Raw genomic sequence first — 17,973 nt, 5'->3', positions numbered from 1 at the left:
GCCGGCGAGGTGCGCTGCACGTACGCCGAGCCGGATGGCCGGGAGATCTCCGACGCCCTCTGCGGCGAGAAGGTGAGCTGACCATGCCGTACGTCACGGTCGACCGCCCGGCCGACGGCGTCGCCGTCCTCACCCTGGACCGTCCCGAGCGGATGAACGCCATGTCGTTCGACGTGATGGTGCCGGTGCGGGACCAGCTGGTCGAGATCGGCCACGACAACAGCGTCCGGGCGATCGTGATCACCGGCGCCGGCCGTGCCTTCTGTGCAGGCGCGGACCAGGAGTCGGCCGGGCGGCCACCGCACACCGAGGGGCTCGCCCGGCCGGGCTATGCGTTGCGGTCGCTGGATCTCCTGGAGGACGTGATCGGGACGATCCGCCGCCTGCACCAACCGGTCATCGCAGCCGTCAACGGTGCGGCCATCGGGGGCGGGCTCTGCCTGACTCTCGCCTGCGACATCCGGATCGCCTCCACCGCGGCGTACTTCCGTGCGGCCGGTATCAACAACGGCCTCACCGCGAGCGAGCTCGGGCTCAGCTATTTGCTGCCGCGGGCGGTCGGCTCCAGCCACGCGGCGGATCTGATGTTCACCGGCCGCGACCTGAGCGCTGAGGAGGCCGCCCGCATCGGGCTCGTCTCGCGCCTGGCCGACCCGGTGCTCGAGGAGGCCGTCGTGATCGGGACGCGGATCGCGGAACTCTCCCAGCCGGGCATCGAGCTGACCAAGAAGTCGCTCCATGCCGGGATCGCAGCCGGTTCGATGGAGAGCTACATGCCGATCGAAGGCATCGGCCAGCTCTACCTACGCCTGCTCACCGACAACTTCGAGGAAGCCACGCGCGCCCGCAAGGAAGGGCGGCCGGCACGCTTCCGCGACGACCTTCCCCGACCTCAGGACCGTCCCTAGCCCACCGATCCACCCGGCTCGCGGGCGACGGAGCGGACACGGCGTAGACCGGTGTTGAACACCAGGTTGCCTTAGCACATACGCCGGATGACACCCGCGAGGGGCCGTCGGGCCGCGGAATCCACGCGGTAATGTGGCAGTTCAGAAGCCCCTCATCTGCCCCGAATTCCGTGTTCGGTCCCACTACTTGCCCTGAGGTCCCTGTGAAGCTTGTCGTTCAAGTCCCCTGCCTCAACGAGGAGGAGACGCTCCCGTCCGTGCTGGAGTCGATTCCGAAGCAGATCCCCGGAATCGACGAGATCGTGATCCTGATCGTCGATGACGGGTGCACGGACCGGACGGTCGAGGTGGCCAAGGAGCACGGCGTGCGCGAGTTCGTGCACCACTCCCGCAACCAGGGGCTCGGCCGTTCCTTCCACGACGGAGTCGTTCGCGCGCTCGAGCTGGGCGCCGACATCGTGGTCAACACCGACGGCGACAACCAGTACCCGCAGGACCGCATCGCCGACCTGGTCCAGCCGATCATCAACGGCCAGGCCGACATCGTCATCGGCGACCGGCAGGTCGACCGGATCGAGCACTTCTCCGGGCTGAAGAAGAAGCTGCAGAAGGTCGGCTCCAAGGTGGTCAACATGGCCGCCGAGACCGACCTGCCCGACGCGGCCAGCGGCTTCCGCGCCTACTCGCGCGAGTCGCTGATGCTGCTCAACACCGTGACCCGCTTCTCCTACTGCATGGAGACGATCATCCAGGCGGGCAACAAGCGGATGAAGATCGCCTCGGTGCCGATCGAGACCAACGCCAAGACGCGTGAGTCGCGGCTGTTCAAGTCGATGCCGGAGCACATCATGAAGTCGGGAGCGGCGATCGTCCGCTCCTACATGATGTACAAGCCGTACGCCATCTTCGTCTGGCTCACCGCCTTCTTCTTCGTCCTCGGCGCGATCCCGTTCTTCCGCTACCTCGTGCTGTGGCTGAGCGGTGACAACGGCAACCACATCCAGTCGCTGCTGCTCGGTGGCGTGCTGATCAACCTGGCCTTCATGTCCGCGATGCTCGGCGTGATCTCCGACCTGATCCGCACCAACCGAGTGCTCATCGAGGACGACCTGGAGCACACCAAGAAGGCTCGCTTCGGCAAGTCCGGCACCGAGATGCTCCGCGACCAGACCTCGGTCGCCGAGTTCGACCTGCCGCACACACCGCGCACGAGCAAGTCATCTGCACAGTCCGGCGAGACGTGGACGACCAGCCTGTGACAGCGACTCAGTCCGACCCGGTCTCCGCCACGGGGGCCGGGTCGTCGGCTACCCCCAGCCCCGCGAGGCCCAGTCTGAAGAAGCGGCTGCTGAAGATCGGGCTCGCCCTCGCCGTCGTGCTCGGCGGCGCGTACCTGGTCTGGCGTCAGCGTGCCGACCTGGCCATCGCGGTCCAGGAGCTGAGCCTCGGCCGCGTCGCGATCGCCGGGTTCCTGGCGATCGTCGGCACCATGCTGATCGCCCAGATCTGGGTCGCCATCCTGCACGGGATGGGCATCCGGCCGTCGCTGCGCGACTCCCACTCGGTCTTCTACGTCTCCCAGCTGGGCAAGTACCTGCCCGGCTCGGTGTGGCCGGTCGTCGCGCAGATGCAGTTCGGGCTGCGCTGGGGCGTCGCCCGCCGGACGATGCTCGGTGCCAACATCCTCTTCATGGGCGTCGTCGTCGCCAGCGGCATCGGCGTCGGCGCGCTCCTGCTCCCCTGGTCCTCCTCCGAGGGCCTCGACCGCTACTGGTGGCTGCTGCTCCTGCTGGTGCCGCTGGCCGTCTGCCTGCACCCGCGCGTCGTCCCGGGGGTGCTCGACTGGCTCTTCGCCCGCCTCGGCCGGGAACCCCTCAACGTACGCCTGACCGCGCGGGGGCTCTTCACCGCGATCGGCTGGGCGGTGCTCGCCTGGGTCGCCTTCGGCCTCCACCTCGCCGTGATGATGCAGTCGTACGCCTCGATCGGGCTGCTCGAGGTCGCGGCCGCGACCGGTGGGATGGCCCTGGCGTGGGCCGCGGGGATCGCGTTCATCCCGGCGCCGGCCGGCGCGGGGATCCGTGAGGGGCTGCTCGCCCTCACCCTCGGGCCAATCATCGGAGTCCCCGAGGCGCTCACCGTGGCGCTCGCCTCCCGTGTCCTCCTGCTCATCGCCGACGTGCTGCTGGCTGCTCTCGGAGCGGTTGTCGGGCGGCGTACGTCGGCCTAAGGGGTAGGTAGAGGCACCGAGGTCCTGGTGCCATCGGGCTCGACCGTGACGCTCCGCTTCTCGAACGGCTCGAGGGAGCGGTGAGCCCAGATGCGGATGCGCTGATGATCCTTCGCGATCCAGATCTCGGCACAGGGCTCATAGCCCTTCTCGACCGCGCCTTCCACCCAGCCGCCGGGAGCCATAGCGGTCATCTGCAGCACCGCCGGGACCTCTCCGCTCTCCATCATCGCCGTCAGCTGCTTCTGGTTGCGGTCGAAGTCGTAGTGGAAGAGGTAGAACGGCGTCGGGTTCTCGATGTCGAGGGCGTCGTACATCGACAGGTGGTTGCCCAGCACGAAGGCGGTGCGGCCGCCCTTCAGGCACCGTGTGATCTCGGGCCGTACCGCGTCCGCCCAGGCATCGGCGGCCTCGATCTGACGGCTGTCCCGGCTCAGGTCGTCGACGTGCTCGACGGCTGAAGCGAGGGGCACCGCCGCCAGGACGAGGCAGGCACCCGCCGAGACGGCGATCAGTCTCGCCGGCAGCCGCGTAGCGATCATCATGACGCTGACAACGAGCACGAGGATGACCGGCCCGATCAGGCTGTGGGCACCGAACCCGAAGGCGAGCGCCGCACCCACCCACGCTGCTCCAGCCGCGAACCCTACGATCGCGATCACCACCTTCCAGACGGACATCGGTGCCGGGCGGCTCGGCATCGAGCCCTGGTTCCGGCGGTCATACGCGTCGCAGAGGACGAACACCAGAGCCGCGAACAGCAGGGCGCTCACGGTCTCGGTGTGCCCGGGGCCGGGACGCCGGATCGGGATGGTCGCGAGAAGCAGAGCGCACAACGCGAGGAACCGTGTCGGCTCGCTCGCCAGACGCCACACGACCGGCACGAAGATCAGCAGCAGGAGGAACGGGTAGACGGCCACGATGAGATAGCCCTCTCCGTCCGACGGCACGTCGAAGAAGGGCCAGCCGAAGTGTTTCGGGAACTGCTGGGTCTGACCGAGGATGACCTGGCGGTTGAGCTCGCCGAGGCTCATCCCGTATCCGATCCGGTAGAAGAGCACCTCCGAGACGAATCCGGCCAGGATTCCGACGGCGAGGGCGACACTTCGTGCCAATCTGTCCCGCAGCGGCGCCTGGTCCCGCCCGATGAGCTCGTACAGTCCAGCCGCGCCGGTGAGCAGGATCGCCAGCTCGACGTGCTGCCAGAAGAGGGCCGCAGGGACGAGCACCCGCACCACCAACCCCCAGCGTCCGGAATCGAGCCGGCCTCCCGGCAGGAGGAGGAACACGAAGACGACCGGCAGGACGTACTTCACCTGTGCGGGCGACGCGAGAGTCAGGACGGCCAGCGCCATGGCGGCCATCGCAGCCGGATGCAGGCGTCTGCGCAGGCCGATCGCGGCCACGAGGACCGCCGACAGAGTCACTGCGAAGAAGCGCCCCAGGAAGAACTCCCACCACAGCGGGTCGCCGCCGGCCAGCCGGTAGACCAGACTGTTCACCCACCAGGAACCGGCGTTCCAGCCGTGCTGGAAGTCGACCAGCGGGATCGCACCCTCGGCGGTGAGCTTGCCCAGGTAGTACTGCGCTCCCCTGTCCCCGGTCAACGGCTCCATCTGCGCGGTCAGAGTGTAGGCGGCCTGTACGACGGCAACGACAGCGATCACAGCGAAGGTGGCCCATCTGACCAGGCCGATGGGTTCACGCACTCGGTGCTCGTGCGATGGGTTCGCCGTCGCGGCCGACGCATCGGGCATGGTCCGAAGGTACGCGCTACGGCAGGCTCCCGCAGGTGGATCGCCGGGACCTAGGTCATGGAGCGATGCTGAGGCTCCTGGTGCTGGCGCATCGCCTGCGCTTCGCGCCTGCTGCCGGCGGCGTACGTCCTGGGCGGCCGCGCCGCGAGGCAGACGGCGGCCACGCCGCACACGATCCCCACGGCGACCACGAGTCCGGCACCCCGGGCGTCGGAGTTCGGAAGCCGGCCCGCGTAGGTCACCGAGTTGATGAACCAGCCGAAGATGAGCAGGGCGTAGACGCCCAGCACGAGCGTGATCACGGCCGCCGCGAGCCGGCTCCGTGACTCGCGTGAGCCGGCCGGGATCAGGTCGACGATCGCCATGATGCCGACGGCGAGCGCTGTGGCCAGCAGGGGCATGAGCGGCATCAGGTAGCGGTCGTTCGGGTTCCCACCGCCCGCGACGAAGCCGACCAGGTTCGCCAGGACGAGCGTCCCGTGAGCCGTGAGCAGCAGCCATCCGGCCGCCGACGAGGGCTCGTCCGCCGGCCGGGCGGTGCTGCGGCGGACGAGCAGGACGAGAAGGCCGAGCACCGCGACGACGGCGAGCACGTCGGCGCCCGTCGCGTATCCCTCGGCGAGCAGCGGCGCCCACAGTCGCTCGTACCAGTCCACCCAAAGCGAGCCGTCCGTCACGACCTGCCACCAGGTGCCGTTCGGCTCCCGGTCGAACTTGTCCAGCAGGGCCTCGGAGGCGGTCGGGTCGCCGTAGAGGACGATGTTGCGGACGTAGAACCATCCGGTGGCGAGCGCGGGAACCCCGGTGGCCACGGCCGAGGCCCCCAGAGCGCGGATCACGCCGCGACGCGAGTGGTCCCTCAGCAGGAGAGCCACCGCGATGGCTGCACCGCACAGGACGACGGTCAGCACCCCAGGCGCCTTCGCCCCTGCCGCGGCGGCCCCGGCCAGCGCGACCAGTGTCAGGCGCCCCGGCGACAGGCCGCGGTTCATGATCCGGATCGTGGCCAGCAGGGTCAGCGATGACGCCGCGACCGCGACCCCGTCGTTGGCGATGTGCCCGCCGGCGGTCACCAGTACGGCACACGAGGCGCTGATCCCGGTGGCCAGGAACGCGACCGCCGCCCGCCGGGTCACCTCGAAGGCGATCAGGCCCACCAGCAGCACGCACAGCGCGGAGCCGACGGCATTGATCAGGCGCATCCCGACGATCATCACCTGGGGTGCGTCGAGAGCCCCGGCCACGGCCACGAACGGCAGCGACATCAGGTAGTAGAGCGGAGGATGGTTGGCGGTCCAGATGTGGCGGTGCGGCTCGTCCCCCATGGTGTCCAGCCCCGCCACGACCTGGGGATACCGACGGACATCGGTCGTCACGGGCGTGTCGATCGTCGGCAGCCGTCCCGAGGCGAGCTCCACCGCGTAGCCGGCGTTCGGCCCCTCGTCGCGGGTCTGGTACTGCAGCGCCCGGGTCAGGGCGACATAGCTGCTCAGGCTCAGCGCGAAGAACGCCATCAGCACCATCGCCGCCAGCAGCCGTCTTGGGAGACGTACGTCGGTGCGGTCCTCGTGTGTGGAGTGGAGCATTCGGGACCTTCGGATGGGCTTGCGGGCTTTTGGTGAGCCTATGTCGGTTCTGTGGTGATCTTCTGCTCTTGGTGCGTGTCTTCGGGGGTGGCCCGGGTCTTGGGGCGTACGCGGGGTTGTTCTTGTGTTTTTCGGATGTTGTACGGGGTTGGGCTTGGGCCGCCGACCCGTTCATTGAGAGTGTTCTCGACCTGCCCCGGAGTCAAGGACGGCCTGCGGCCGCCGGCTACGCCGGTCGCCTTCGGCGATCCTTGACACCGGACCATGTCGAGAAAAAACATGGCTGGCTATCGGGGCGGCGGCCCAGGTGTGGCCACGGCACACGCACCCACGGCAGGTGACCGCTCCACGCCTGGACCAGACATGGCGTCTCCGCGTGAAAGAAAATTTTCTTCCACCCGCCAACCCCACCCCAGACCTAGCCCTCTCTGAGGCGAACGAAAATTCGTTCGCCTCAGCGGAAGGAATATTCCTTCCGGCGATCGGCCCACCCCAGTCCCCAAGCCCCTACCCAGCCCAAACCGCTGCACCAAACCCCTGCCGCCGACCCGATAGCCAGCCAAAATTCTCGACGAAGCCCGGTGTCAAGGATCGCCGCAGGCGACCGGCGAAGCCGGCGGCCGAAGGCCGTCCTTGACTCCGGGGTTCGACGAGAACACCCTCCAAGAACGGGTCGGCGGCAAACCCCAACCACAAAAACACGGCGCCCTCAGCGCGTCGCCACGATCTCCCCACCCCGAACACTCAGATCCCTTTGCTCAACCCTCCCCCGAGACTTGTGAGTCCAGATCGTCACAGTCGTCGCCTGCTTCTCGATCCTCACGACCGAGCACGGCACATAGTTCGCACGGATGGCATCGGTGAGCCACGGCTGCGGCGTGTGCAGCGGCATCGTCTCGATGATGACCGGGATCGAGCCGTTCTCGAGCTGAGGCACCAGCACGTCCTCGTACTGCGCGAAGTCGTAGTGGAACAGGTAGTAGGGCGTCGGGTTGGTGATCTCGAGGGTGTCGTAGAGCTCCAGATAGTTGGGCATCACCAGCGCCTCGCGGGTGCCAGCACTGCAGCGTTCGTACTCCGGGCCCGCCCAGCGGGTGATCGCGTCGGTCACCTGGAACGACTTCGCGTCGCGGCGCATGTCGTTGAGATGGTCGACGGAGGCGAGCGCCGGTACACAGCCGAGGACGACCAGTGCGCCGGCGGAGACAGCCGCAACGGCACCACGCAGGAACGTCGACCCGAGGACCGCACCCGCAACCGCCAGGGCCACGAGCAGTACGGCGCCGGCCATGCTCTGCAGGCCGAAGCCGATCCAGAGGGTGGCGGCAGCCCACAGAGCGCCGGCCGCGGCGAGCGGTAGCGCGACGATCGCCGGCGCTCGCACCCCGGCCACGAGGGACGTACGGCGCTCGTAGAGCTCGGCCACCGCCAGGACGACGGCGAGGAGGACGAGGGCCGAGACGGTGGTGGTGTGGGGGTTGTCGACGCGCCGGATCGGGACCACGACGAGGACCAGTCCGGCCAGCGCGACCAGCCGGGTGGAGTCCGAGATCCGCTGCCACACCAGCGGCACGAAGGGGATCAGCAGCGCGAACGGGTAGAGCGCCAGGATGAAGAAGCGCCCCGACTCCGTCGGCAGGTCGAAGAAGTTCCACACGGCGTACTGCGAACCCTCGTGCGTCTCGGCCTGCCCGAGGATCACCTGCCGGTTGAAGTCGGCGAAGGAGAGCCCCCACACGAGCTTGTACGCCACCGCCTGGACGACCAGCCCGAGCACGAATCCACCAGCCAGCTGAACACAGTTGAGGATCCGGGTGCGCCAGGACGCCGAGCGCCGGGCGAACAGCTCGAAGAGCCCCGAGGCGCCGGTGAGGAGCACGGCCAGCTCGACGTACTGCCAGAAGACGAGGGCCGGGAGGAGGAGCCGCGCGGCCGCGGCCAGGCGTGGGCGTGACTCGAGCCAACCGGTGGGCAGCAGGACGAAGACCCACAGCAAGCAGATCGTGTACTTGATGTGCAACGGGGTGGCCAACAGGAGCACCCCGAGTGCGAGCGCGATCATCACGGCCGGGTGCAGCCGCAGACGGAGGCCGATCGCGGCGGCGAGGACCGCTCCGAGGCCGGCACCGAGCAGGCGGCCCCAGAGGAAGTACCAGGCCGTCGGGCTGCCGCCCGCGATCGCGTAGAGCGCCGCGTTGACCCAGAACGAGCCGGCGTTCCAGCCGTGCTCGAAGTCGACCAGCGGGATCGCGCCGTGGGCGGTGATCTCGGCCAGGTGGTACTGCGCGCCGAAGTCCTGGGTCAGGAACGAGCCGTTCTGCGCGCCGACCGAGTAGGCCGCCCAGACCAGCGCCACGACACAGACCCCGGCGAACGTCGCCCACCTGATGATCCCGACCGGCTCGGTGTGATCAGTTCTCGAGTCCCCAGGTGACGCCATGACGGCGACCCTATGAGAGCGGGCGCCCGGCGTGGATGATCCACGCCGGGCGCCCGTGATGACGTGGGTTTCAGCCCTTCGTCAGGACCGAGGTGCGCTCCGGGTAGGGCAGTGTCGGGGTGAGACCGGCGTGGATGGTCTCCTTCATCCCCGAGGCGGCGATGGCCTCGACGTAGCGCTTGCGGCGGCTGTTGTCGAAGACGATGATCCCGCCGGGAGCCAGCCGGTCCTTGGCCTTCTCCAGGCACGCCTCACGGGCACGCCCGTCGATCACCACGAGGTCGAACTCGCCGTCGACGTCGTCGATGGAGTTGACGTACGCCTCGAAGTCGAGGCCCGCGTGGCCCTCCTTCTGCGAGGGGACGACGGGGTTGTCGCTGGCGACCGGCTCGATGACCCGCAGCGAGATCTTCTCCTCGCCGGCCAGCTCGGCCTGCATCATCTCGCCGAAACCCTTGTGGTGCTCGACGGAGTGGATCTCGTCGGCGCGGCGGGAGAGCCAGATGGTGGAGGCGCCGGAGCCGTACTCATAGATCCGGATCGGGCGCTCACGCTCGCTCAGCCAGGCGTCGACCGCGGTGATCGCGTCGTAGGTCCACCACGGCACGTCCAGCTTCGCCATCGCCAGTGAGTCGTAGACCTTGGTGAGCGAGTGGGCCCAGTGACGCCAGCGCTGCTCGACCGGCGGCGCGGTCTCCTTCGCGAGTCCCGTCTTCGTCAGCCCGCGACCGACGGCCTTGAGGGAAGCGGCGTACGACTGCTTGGCCAAGGAAAGCGGGGAACGGCCTGAGGTGGACATTGATCTCCAGGGAAAGGGATTGTCGGGGTAGCCCAAAGGAACTGCCCAGTAGACGATACCGGCGAACGGTCCCCCTTACTCGGAACGTTCTGCCAAACGCTTGGTGAGTCGTGCGAGAACATCCGGCGGCAGGAAAGCCGACACATCCCCACCGAAATGGGCCATCTCCTTGATCAGCGAGGAGGAGACCGCCGCCCAGCGCGGGTCGTTGAGCAGGAAGACGGTCTCGACGCCGGTCATGTGGGCGTTCATCTGCGCCATCGGCGCCTCGTACTCCAGGTCGGGCGCCCCGCGGAGCCCCTTCACGATCGCCTGGGCGTCGATCTCGACACAGAAGTCGGTGACCAGACCCGTGAACGCCTGAACCCGTACGTTGCCCAGCGGAGCGGTCACCTCGGTGATCATCTCCATCCGCTCCTCGGGTGTGAACAGGCGCTTCGACTTCGACGGGTTGACCCCGACCGCGACGACGACCTCGTCGAACATCGCCGAGGCGCGAGTGAAGATGTCGAGGTGGCCGAACGTGGGCGGGTCGAACGAACCCGGGCACACCGCACGACGCGTCATTGTTTCTTCTCCCATTCGATCAGTTCGGCCGGTCAGTCCGGCGCGTGGCCGTACCAGAGCGTGGTCTCGCCGTACTTCTTCGACTTCTGGTCGGTGAACCCGTCGGGCCAGACCGGCTCGGGGCTGCGTGCGGACCGCTCGACGACGACCAGGGCGCCCGGCACCAGCCAGCCGTGCTTGACCAGCAGCGCGATGTCCTCGGAGACGGCGTCGTCGGAGAGCGGGTAAGGCGGGTCGAGGAAGGCGAGATCGTAGGGCGCCGGCGGTGGCGTCACCAGAGTGCTCGCCACGGTGGCCGCGACCACGTGGGCCCGCGGGAAGCCGAGCTCCTTCGCGTTGGAGCGGATCACCCCGGCCGTACGCCGGTCCGACTCGACCAGGGTCACGACCCCGGCGCCGCGGGACCATGCCTCCAGCCCGACCGCGCCGGTGCCGGCGTAGAGGTCGAGGAAGCGCAGTCCGGCCAGCGAACCGTAGGACGACTCGATCGCCGAGAAGAGGGCCTCGCGGACCCGGTCGGTGGTGGGACGGGTCCGCACCCCCTTGGGAGCGAGTAGGCGTCGCCCTCCGGCGACGCCTCCGATGATCCGAGTCATTGGGACACCTTAGGACTTTTCCAAGTAGTCGGCGGAAGCGGACTCCTCGATCTCGGTGACCCGCTCGGCCAGGAGCGGCGCGGTCGCGAGCTCCGGGTCGGCCTCGAGCAGCGCCTCGGCCGCCTCGCGCGCCTCCAGGATCGTCTCCTCGTCGCGGAGCACGCGCAGGCTCTCCAGGCTCGATCGCCGGCCCGACTGGGAGGCGCCGAGCACGTCTCCCTCGCGGCGCTGGTCGAGGTCGACCCGGGACAGCTCGAACCCGTCGGTGGTCTGGGCGACCGCGTCGAGGCGGGTCCTGGCCGGGGTGCCGGTCTCGGCGTGGGAGACCAGCAGGCACAGCCCGTGCAGCCCGCCACGGCCGACCCGGCCGCGCAGCTGGTGGAGCTGGGAGACGCCGAAGCGGTCGGCGTCGAGGATGACCATGGTGGTGGCGTTGGGTACGTCCACGCCGACCTCGATCACGGTGGTGGCGATCAGCACATCGATGTCGCCGGCAGCGAAGGCGCTCATGGTGCGCTCCTTCTCCTCGGCGGGGAGCTTGCCGTGGAGCTTGGCGACGCTCAGTCCCTGCAGCGGGCCGGTGGTCAGCTCCTCGGTGACCTCGTCGACGGCGGAGAGCTGGGCCGGGGCCGCCTTGACCTCGTTGCCGTCGGCATCGAAGTCGCGCTGGTCGCTCTCCCCCTGCTCGGACTCGTCGCCGCTGATCCGCGGGGCGACGACGTAGACCTGGTGACCCTTCTCCACCTCCTCCTTGACACGCTCCCAGACCCGGGCGATCCACGCGGGATGCTCCACGAGCGAGACCAGGTTGGTCTGGATCTCGGCGCGGCCGGCAGGGAGCTCGGTGAGCGTGGAGACCTCGAGGTCCCCGAACACGGTCATCGCGACCGTGCGCGGGATCGGCGTCGCGGTCATCACCAGCAGGTGCGGCGGGGTGCCAGCCTTGTCGGTCAGGGCGGCCCGCTGCTCGACGCCGAAGCGGTGCTGCTCGTCGACGACGACAAGGCCGAGGTCGTCGAACATCACCTGGTCCTGCAGCAGGGCATGGGTGCCGACCACGATCCCGGCCTCGCCGGTGGCGATCCGGCTCAGCGGCCCCTTGCGCTGGGTCTTGGTCATCGAGCCGGTGAGCAGCTCGACATGGGTCTGTTCCTGGTCGCCGGCGAAGAGCCCGCCGGCCAGGCCGCTGGCGGCCAGATCGCCGAGCATCGCGGTGATCGAGCGGTAGTGCTGCTGGGCGAGCACCTCGGTCGGCGCCAGCAGCGCGGCCTGGCCCCCGGAGTCGACGACCCGCAGCATCGCGCGCAACGCGACCAGCGTCTTGCCGGAGCCGACCTCACCCTGGAGCAGGCGGTTCATCGGGTGGGGCTGGGCCAGCGCCGCCTCGAGCTCCTCCCCGATCTCCTCCTGTCCCTTGGTGAGGGTGAACGGCAGCCGCTCGTCGAAGGCCTCGAGCAGGTGGTGGACGCCGCCGGTGCGGGCAGTGGTGCCCAGCGCCTGGAGCGCCCGTCGCCGGCGGCCCAGCACCAGCTGCAGCCCGAGCGCCTCCTCGAACCGGAAGCGGCGCTGAGCGCGCTGGACGTCCTTGAACTCATGGGGTGCGTGGATCAGGTCCAGGGCGTCGCGCAGCCCCGGAACGGCGTACGTCTCCCGGAGCTGCTCCGGGAGCACGTCGGTGACGTCCTCGACGACCTGCCGGGCGAATCGCACCGCGCGCATCACGTCCCAGTGCTGGAGCCCGGCGGTGAGCGGGTAGATCGGGAAGAGCTCGGTCAGCTCCTCGACCGCCATCTGGTTGTCGGCCGCCTCGGCGGCGTTCTCGGAGTCGGACGGGTCACCGAAGACGACCATCTGCGGGTTGGCCAGCTGCCACTCGCCGCGGAAGGATCCGGCCTTGCCGACGAAGACGCCCCGCACGCCGGGGGCGAGCACGCCGCGGCGCCATTCCGCGATCCGCTGGGACTTGGAGAAGAAGGTGAGCTGCAGGTCGGCGGTGCCGGCCTTGAGCTCGGTCTCGACGCGGTAGGCGGGCCGGCCAGTGCGGCGGTCGGTGTGCTGCCGTACGACGCTGCGGACCACTTCGCCGAGCACCGTGAGCATCTCGCCCTCGTGCAGCTGCGGCGTCTGGCTGAGGTCGGCGGTGCGCAGGTAGCGCCGCGGGAAGTGGTAGAGCAGGTCGCCGACGGTGCGCAGCCCGAGACCCTTGGTGAACTTCGTGGCGTGCTTGCTGTTGCCCAGCACGGCCTCGATCGGCGACTCGAGGGTGATCGGCACCGTCTCTTCTCCTCTACTCCACCGACATCAGGAGGGGGTAGCGCTCCTGGCCTCCGTCGTACACCATCACATCAACGGCCGGATGGTTGGCAGCCAGCCACGCCGCGACGGCGCCGGCGAGCTCGCCCGTGGGGTCCTCGAGGCCGGAGACCAGCGTCACGAGCTCGCCGCCACCACCGATGAGCCGGGCGAGCACGTAGGTCGCACACGCCTCCAGGTCCTGGCCGACCTTGACGAAGTCTCCGTCGAGCACCCCGAGCGCGTCGCCCGGCATACACGGCCCCGCCATGGTAATCGCTCGGGTGTTCGAGATGGTGACCGCACCATGCCGCGCGTGTCGCGCGGTGGCGGTCATCTCCAGCACGTCCTTGTCGAACTTCCGGCCGGGCTCGTGGACCGCGATCGCCGCCAGCCCCTGCACCTGGCTGCGGGTCGGGATCACCGCGACGTTGATGTCGAGGTCGTCTTCGGCGGTGCGGGCCGCGGCCTCGGCCGACTGCCGGGTCGGGGCGTCGTTGGGGAGCACGATCACCTCGTCGGCGCCGGAGGCGGTGATCGCCTCGAGCAGCTCGGAGGTCGTCGGGCGCCGGTGCGGGCCACCCTCGATCACGATCGCGCCGGCACCACGGAAGAGCTCGGCCAGACCCGGCCCGGCCGCGAACGCGATCACCGCCCGACCACCGCGAGTCGCATGGCGATGGGCCTGGCCGGCGATCTGCTCGGCGAAGTGGGTCACATGGATCCGGTGGGGCCGTCCGGCGTTGATCCCGGCCTCGATCGCGGCGCCGACGTCGTCGACGTGGACGTGTACGTTCCAGATGCCCTCGCCACCGACCACGACCAGCGAGTCGCCCAGCGGCTGGAGCCGCTTGCGGAGGTCGGGGATCGCGGCGTCCTCGGCGTCGAGCAGGTACATCACCTCGTACGCCGGGCCGCCGGGCTCCAGCGCGTGGCCGTCGGCCGCGCCCATGCCTGTCTGGATCGGGATCGGGATGTGCGGGGTGCTCGCCATCGGCTTCTGCGGACTCGGACGGCGTCCGGTCAGGGCGGTCTCGAAGGCGTCCAGCAGCACACAGATCCCGCGGCCACCGGCGTCGACCACGCCGGCGGCGGCGAGTGCGGGCAGCTGTTCCTGCGTACGGGCCAGCGCGGCGCGGGCAGCGCTGGCGGCGACCGACATCACGTCGCGGGTGCGGGCAGTCTCGTCGATCTCGACGCACGCCTCGGCGGCGTCCGCGGCGGCCCGGAGCACGCTGAGCATGGTGCCCTCCTGGGGCTCGCCCACCGCGGCGTACGCGGCGTTGCCGGCACTGCGCAGCGCGTCGGCGAAGACCGTGGCGGTGCGCTCGTCCTCGGTCGCCTGGATCAGGCGGCGCAGCAGGGCGCCGATCATCTCGGCCAGGATCACCCCCGAGTTGCCGCGGGCGCCCAGCAGCGCGCCGCGCGAGAAGGCGCGCAGCCCCTCACGCCAGTCGGGGCCGGTGAACTCGCGCAGCCGGTCACGGGCGGCGGCGATCGTGAGGTAGAGGTTGGTGCCGGTGTCGCTGTCGGGCACCGGGAAGACGTTGAGCGCGTCGATCTCCTCGCGGTGCGACGCGAGCGCGTCGGTCGCCAGGTCGCCGAACCGGCGGAACAGATCGAGCTTGACCTCGGCCACGCTGCCCTCCCTACTCCTCGACACACCCCTGCATACACCCAGACACCGTGACACCGGACACACTTCCCGGTATCGCGGCCCCCAGGGTAGGCGGTGCCTGGGTACGGGGTAAACGACGGGTGAACAAATCCGAGGCTGCGGCAAAGACACGAGCGAGTAACAACTTCTACCGAGTCATCCCCTGCGGCGGTGACGATCCATCCCTAGTGTGGAGGTTCCCCAACGCCGAAGGACTACGGATGTCGATCCCGACCCCGACCCCACGCGCGAAACGCGTCAACGCAATCTTCGACTTCTCGGCCGGGCGCGGCCTGGAGATCGGACCCCTGCACCAACCGCTCATCCCGCGAGATGCCGCGGAGGTCTCCTATCTGGATCTCTACGACCGCGACCGGCTCTACGAGTCGTACGCCGAACACTCCCGGGTGAACCACGACACCATCCCCGAGATCGACTATCCGATGTGGGACGGCACCCGGATGCGTACGCTCGAGGAGGCCGCCAAGGAGGGCGCCCCGTTCGACTGGGCGCTGGCCAGCCACGTCGTCGAGCACGTTCCCGACCTGGTCGGATGGCTGGCGCAGGTCGAGGCCGTGGTCGCTCCCGACGGAGCCCTCGTCCTGGTCGTCCCCGACCGGCGCTACACCTTCGATGCCCATCGCCCGCCCACCACGATGGGTCAGATCCTGCAGGCGTACGAGGCCGGCGACACGATCCCGTCGGTCCGCGCCGTCTACGACCACCACCGGTCCGCGGTCAACACCGACGCCAAGCGCCTCCACCACCGCGGGCCGAGCGAGGCCGAGACCTGTATCCACGACCTCGGCTACACCAGGGCCCAGGTCGAGCGCGCCCGCCGAGGCGAGTACGTCGACTGCCACGTATGGACCTACACCGACCGCTCGTTCCCCGAGATCATCGCCGAGCTCCGCCGTCTGGGGCTCACCGGCTGGTCGGTCGAGTCCCTCCTGCCCGTGCCCGAGAACGACATCGAGTTCTACGTCGTCCTGCGCCGCGGCCTCTCCCCCGACCTCCCCGCGGTGCCCGCGATCCCCGACTGGGTCGAGCACGGCCTCGAACTGCGCGACGAGGTCGCCAGGCTCCGTGGGGTCGTCGCGGACCAACGGCGGCGGCTCGAGTCGCAGCGCAAGCAGCTCGCCGGCCAGCGCGCCGAGATCGACGATCTGCGCGGGTCGAAGCGGTGGAAGCTGGCCACCGCACTGGCCGCGCCGCTGGACAGGTGGCGGGATCGCCGCTCGGACGACTGACGATTTCGCCGGGCAGAGCCGGACGGGCTACGCTTGTTCGGTTGTCTCGGCAGGGCAGCCGTTCATCGCGCCCGCCGACACTATCCAATCGACCTCGATCATCTATTCAACCTCAGGAGTTCACGGTGGCTGCCGTCTGCGACATCTGCGACAAGAAGCCGGGCTTCGGCAACAACCGGCCGTGGTCCAAGAAGGCGACCAGGCGCCGCTTCGACCCCAACATCCAGCGCGTTCGCGCCGTCATCAACGGCACCCCGAAGCGCATGAATGTCTGCACGACCTGCATCAAGGCCGGCAAGGTCGCTCGCTGACCTCAAAGCAGAAGGGCCCCGCGGCAGCGCGCAAGCGCTGAGCGGGGCCCTTCTGCTTTGATCCGAGGGGCGCCGAGTCGGCGCAACTGCACGCCTAGGAGCGAAGCGAAGCGAGCGAGGCGTGCGGTTGCGCCGACTCGGCGCAAACCCGACGCAAGCCAGACTAGAAGCGCGACCCAGACACGGACGCCCAGCGCTCAGAAGTGCGTCCACCCCGTCGACCCCTCATAGACCTCCCCGTCAACCGTGACCGCCTCCCCACCCGGCTCGCCGATCGTCCCGATCACGACCCACCCGTCCGGCAGCTCGACATCAGGCGGGAACGCGGCGAGCAGCGAGTGATCCTCTCCCCCGCTGAGCACGAACGCGAGCGCGTCGGCACCCGTCGCCGAGGCGACCGCGTTGAGCTCGTCGGGGATGGTCAGCGCGGAGGTGTGCACGTCGATGGAGACGTCCGAGGCATCGGCGATGTGCCTGGCCTCGGACAGGAGCCCGTCGGAGACGTCGATCAGCGCCGAGGCACCAGCCGCCGCGGCGGCGGGGCCGGCTGCGTACGGCGGTTGTGGGCGGCGGTAGGCGTCGACCAGCACCCGCGGTGACCGGAACCCTCGCTTGAGGATCGCCAGGCCGGCCGCGGCCCATCCCTGACGGCCGCACAGCGCGAGTACGTCGCCGGGCTCCGCACCCGAGCGCAGCACCGGCGCTTGGGCGACCGCGCCGATGGCGGTCACGGAGATGACGATCTGGTCGGCGCCGGTGATGTCGCCGCCGACGACGGAGGCCCCGACCAGCGCGCACTCCGCGGCGAACCCCTCCGCGAAGTCGACGGCCCACTCGGCCGGAAGGTCCGATGGTAGGGCGAGCCCGAGGGTCATCGAGTGGGCGACGCCACCCATCGCGGCGATGTCGGCGAGGTTCTGACCCGCCGCCCGGTGGCCGATGTGGGACGCCTCGGCCCAGTCCCGCCGGAAGTGGCGGCCCTCGACGAGCAGGTCGGTCGAGACCACCACGTGCCCCTGCTTGACCCGCACCAGCGCGGCGTCGTCGCCGGGGCCGACCAGCACCTGCTCCCCCTGGGCGAAGTGCTTGGTCATCTCGGTGATCAGCCCGAACTCACCGATGTCGGCGAGCGTCGTGTCCCTCGGAAAAGCCATGGCTCCATCCAACCCTCCTCGCCACGCGCGGAGATACCGGGACACGCATCACACTGTCTTATCCCCAGGGTCGGTGTAGGTCGATCGATAGATAACGCGATAGGTTACTTGCCTGACGTTGTGCCAAGGAAGGCACGGAGAACAGGAGCAGCACCATGGTCGTACAGGCGTACATCCTCATCCAGACCGACGTCGGCAAGGCCGCAGAGGTCGCCACCGAGATCGGCAAGATCCAGGGCGTGACCCTGGCTGAGGACGTCACCGGTCCGTACGACGTGATCGTCCGCGCCGAGGCCCGCAACGTCGACGAGCTCGGCAAGCTGGTCGTAGCCCGGGTCCAGAGCCTCGAAGGCATCACCCGCACCCTTACCTGCCCGGTCGTCCATATCTGAGATTGACGGCTCTTCCCGGCCGTCTGTTAGAACG

Annotated in this window: 15 protein-coding genes; 6 read left to right on the top strand and 9 right to left on the bottom strand. The window is 69.2% G+C overall.

What is annotated here, in order from left to right; translation table 11 throughout:
* Positions 1 to 83: 83 nt before the first annotated feature.
* The 3 genes from ABTX24_RS14860 (at position 84) to ABTX24_RS14850 (ending at position 3,138) form a co-directional block, all read left to right on the top strand.
* Positions 84 to 908: an enoyl-CoA hydratase gene (locus ABTX24_RS14860; RefSeq protein WP_350840605.1), complete on the top strand. Its 825-nt coding sequence runs from the start codon at positions 84 to 86 to the stop codon at positions 906 to 908.
* A gap of 170 nt (positions 909 to 1,078) precedes the next feature.
* Positions 1,079 to 2,167 carry a glycosyltransferase family 2 protein gene (locus ABTX24_RS14855; protein ID WP_350840603.1) on the top strand — a complete coding sequence of 363 codons (1,089 nt, stop codon included), beginning with the start codon at positions 1,079 to 1,081 and terminating at the stop codon, positions 2,165 to 2,167.
* Positions 2,164 to 3,138, top strand: coding sequence for a lysylphosphatidylglycerol synthase domain-containing protein (locus ABTX24_RS14850; RefSeq protein ID WP_350840601.1), 975 nt, complete (start codon positions 2,164 to 2,166; stop codon positions 3,136 to 3,138). Before ABTX24_RS14855 ends, ABTX24_RS14850 begins: the two co-directional genes overlap by 4 nt.
* Here ABTX24_RS14850 and ABTX24_RS14845 read toward each other — a convergent pair.
* From ABTX24_RS14845 to ABTX24_RS14810, 8 genes are all read right to left on the bottom strand, one after another.
* Entirely contained in the window at positions 3,135 to 4,847 is a 1,713-nt protein-coding gene (locus tag ABTX24_RS14845; protein WP_350840599.1) for a hypothetical protein, read from the bottom strand. The genes ABTX24_RS14850 and ABTX24_RS14845 overlap by 4 nt on opposite strands.
* 98 nt (positions 4,848 to 4,945) lie before the next feature.
* Positions 4,946 to 6,481 carry a phospholipid carrier-dependent glycosyltransferase gene (locus tag ABTX24_RS14840; RefSeq protein WP_350840597.1) on the bottom strand — a complete coding sequence of 512 codons (1,536 nt, stop codon included), beginning with the start codon at positions 6,479 to 6,481 and terminating at the stop codon, positions 4,946 to 4,948.
* Positions 6,482 to 7,190: 709 nt separating this feature from the next.
* Entirely contained in the window at positions 7,191 to 8,921 is a 1,731-nt protein-coding gene (locus ABTX24_RS14835) for a hypothetical protein (protein WP_350840595.1), read from the bottom strand.
* A gap of 70 nt (positions 8,922 to 8,991) precedes the next feature.
* Complete coding sequence (locus ABTX24_RS14830; RefSeq protein WP_350840593.1) at positions 8,992 to 9,720, bottom strand: class I SAM-dependent methyltransferase; 729 nt, start codon at positions 9,718 to 9,720, stop codon at positions 8,992 to 8,994.
* Between the two features lie 75 nt (positions 9,721 to 9,795).
* Positions 9,796 to 10,287, bottom strand: a complete 492-nt coding sequence (gene coaD, locus ABTX24_RS14825; protein ID WP_160024538.1) for a pantetheine-phosphate adenylyltransferase — start codon at positions 10,285 to 10,287, stop codon at positions 9,796 to 9,798.
* A gap of 32 nt (positions 10,288 to 10,319) precedes the next feature.
* Positions 10,320 to 10,883, bottom strand: a complete 564-nt coding sequence (gene rsmD, locus ABTX24_RS14820) for a 16S rRNA (guanine(966)-N(2))-methyltransferase RsmD (protein WP_160024539.1) — start codon at positions 10,881 to 10,883, stop codon at positions 10,320 to 10,322.
* 9 nt (positions 10,884 to 10,892) lie between these two features.
* Entirely contained in the window at positions 10,893 to 13,157 is a 2,265-nt protein-coding gene (locus ABTX24_RS14815; protein ID WP_350840591.1) for an ATP-dependent DNA helicase RecG, read from the bottom strand.
* Between the two features lie 13 nt (positions 13,158 to 13,170).
* Complete coding sequence (locus tag ABTX24_RS14810; RefSeq protein ID WP_350840589.1) at positions 13,171 to 14,814, bottom strand: DAK2 domain-containing protein; 1,644 nt, start codon at positions 14,812 to 14,814, stop codon at positions 13,171 to 13,173.
* 239 nt (positions 14,815 to 15,053) lie between these two features.
* Here ABTX24_RS14810 and ABTX24_RS14805 point away from each other — a divergent pair, with 239 nt between their 5' ends.
* Together ABTX24_RS14805 and rpmB are read left to right on the top strand one after the other, a co-directional pair.
* Positions 15,054 to 16,082, top strand: a complete 1,029-nt coding sequence (locus tag ABTX24_RS14805; protein WP_350840587.1) for a class I SAM-dependent methyltransferase — start codon at positions 15,054 to 15,056, stop codon at positions 16,080 to 16,082.
* 125 nt (positions 16,083 to 16,207) lie between these two features.
* Positions 16,208 to 16,393, top strand: coding sequence for a 50S ribosomal protein L28 (rpmB, locus tag ABTX24_RS14800; RefSeq protein ID WP_141803692.1), 186 nt, complete (start codon positions 16,208 to 16,210; stop codon positions 16,391 to 16,393).
* Between the two features lie 197 nt (positions 16,394 to 16,590).
* On the opposite strand, the gene ABTX24_RS14795 is transcribed toward rpmB, so the two are convergent.
* Positions 16,591 to 17,547 (bottom strand): thiamine-phosphate kinase, encoded by a 957-nt coding sequence (locus tag ABTX24_RS14795; RefSeq protein WP_350840585.1) that lies wholly within the window; start codon positions 17,545 to 17,547, stop codon positions 16,591 to 16,593.
* A gap of 155 nt (positions 17,548 to 17,702) precedes the next feature.
* Here ABTX24_RS14795 and ABTX24_RS14790 point away from each other — a divergent pair, with 155 nt between their 5' ends.
* Entirely contained in the window at positions 17,703 to 17,939 is a 237-nt protein-coding gene (locus tag ABTX24_RS14790; protein WP_091049571.1) for an Lrp/AsnC family transcriptional regulator, read from the top strand.
* Positions 17,940 to 17,973 lie beyond the last annotated feature (34 nt).

Source organism: Nocardioides sp. NPDC127514, assembly GCF_040302125.1.
Classification (GTDB): Bacteria; Actinomycetota; Actinomycetes; order Propionibacteriales; family Nocardioidaceae; genus Nocardioides.
This window is presented reverse-complemented; position numbering and strand designations above follow the sequence as displayed.

What these genes read in the sequence shown, in the direction of transcription:
- ABTX24_RS14860 (WP_350840605.1), top strand. Translation starts at nt 84, where the DNA reads ATGCCGTACGTCACGGTCGACCGCCCGGCCGACGGCGTCGCCGTCCTC.
- ABTX24_RS14840 (WP_350840597.1), bottom strand. Translation starts at nt 6,481, where the DNA reads ATGCTCCACTCCACACACGAGGACCGCACCGACGTACGTCTCCCAAGA.
- ABTX24_RS14835 (WP_350840595.1), bottom strand. Translation starts at nt 8,921, where the DNA reads ATGGCGTCACCTGGGGACTCGAGAACTGATCACACCGAGCCGGTCGGG.
- ABTX24_RS14830 (WP_350840593.1), bottom strand. Translation starts at nt 9,720, where the DNA reads ATGTCCACCTCAGGCCGTTCCCCGCTTTCCTTGGCCAAGCAGTCGTAC.
- coaD (WP_160024538.1), bottom strand. Translation starts at nt 10,287, where the DNA reads ATGACGCGTCGTGCGGTGTGCCCGGGTTCGTTCGACCCGCCCACGTTC.
- rsmD (WP_160024539.1), bottom strand. Translation starts at nt 10,883, where the DNA reads ATGACTCGGATCATCGGAGGCGTCGCCGGAGGGCGACGCCTACTCGCT.
- ABTX24_RS14805 (WP_350840587.1), top strand. Translation starts at nt 15,054, where the DNA reads ATGTCGATCCCGACCCCGACCCCACGCGCGAAACGCGTCAACGCAATC.
- ABTX24_RS14795 (WP_350840585.1), bottom strand. Translation starts at nt 17,547, where the DNA reads ATGGCTTTTCCGAGGGACACGACGCTCGCCGACATCGGTGAGTTCGGG.
- ABTX24_RS14790 (WP_091049571.1), top strand. Translation starts at nt 17,703, where the DNA reads ATGGTCGTACAGGCGTACATCCTCATCCAGACCGACGTCGGCAAGGCC.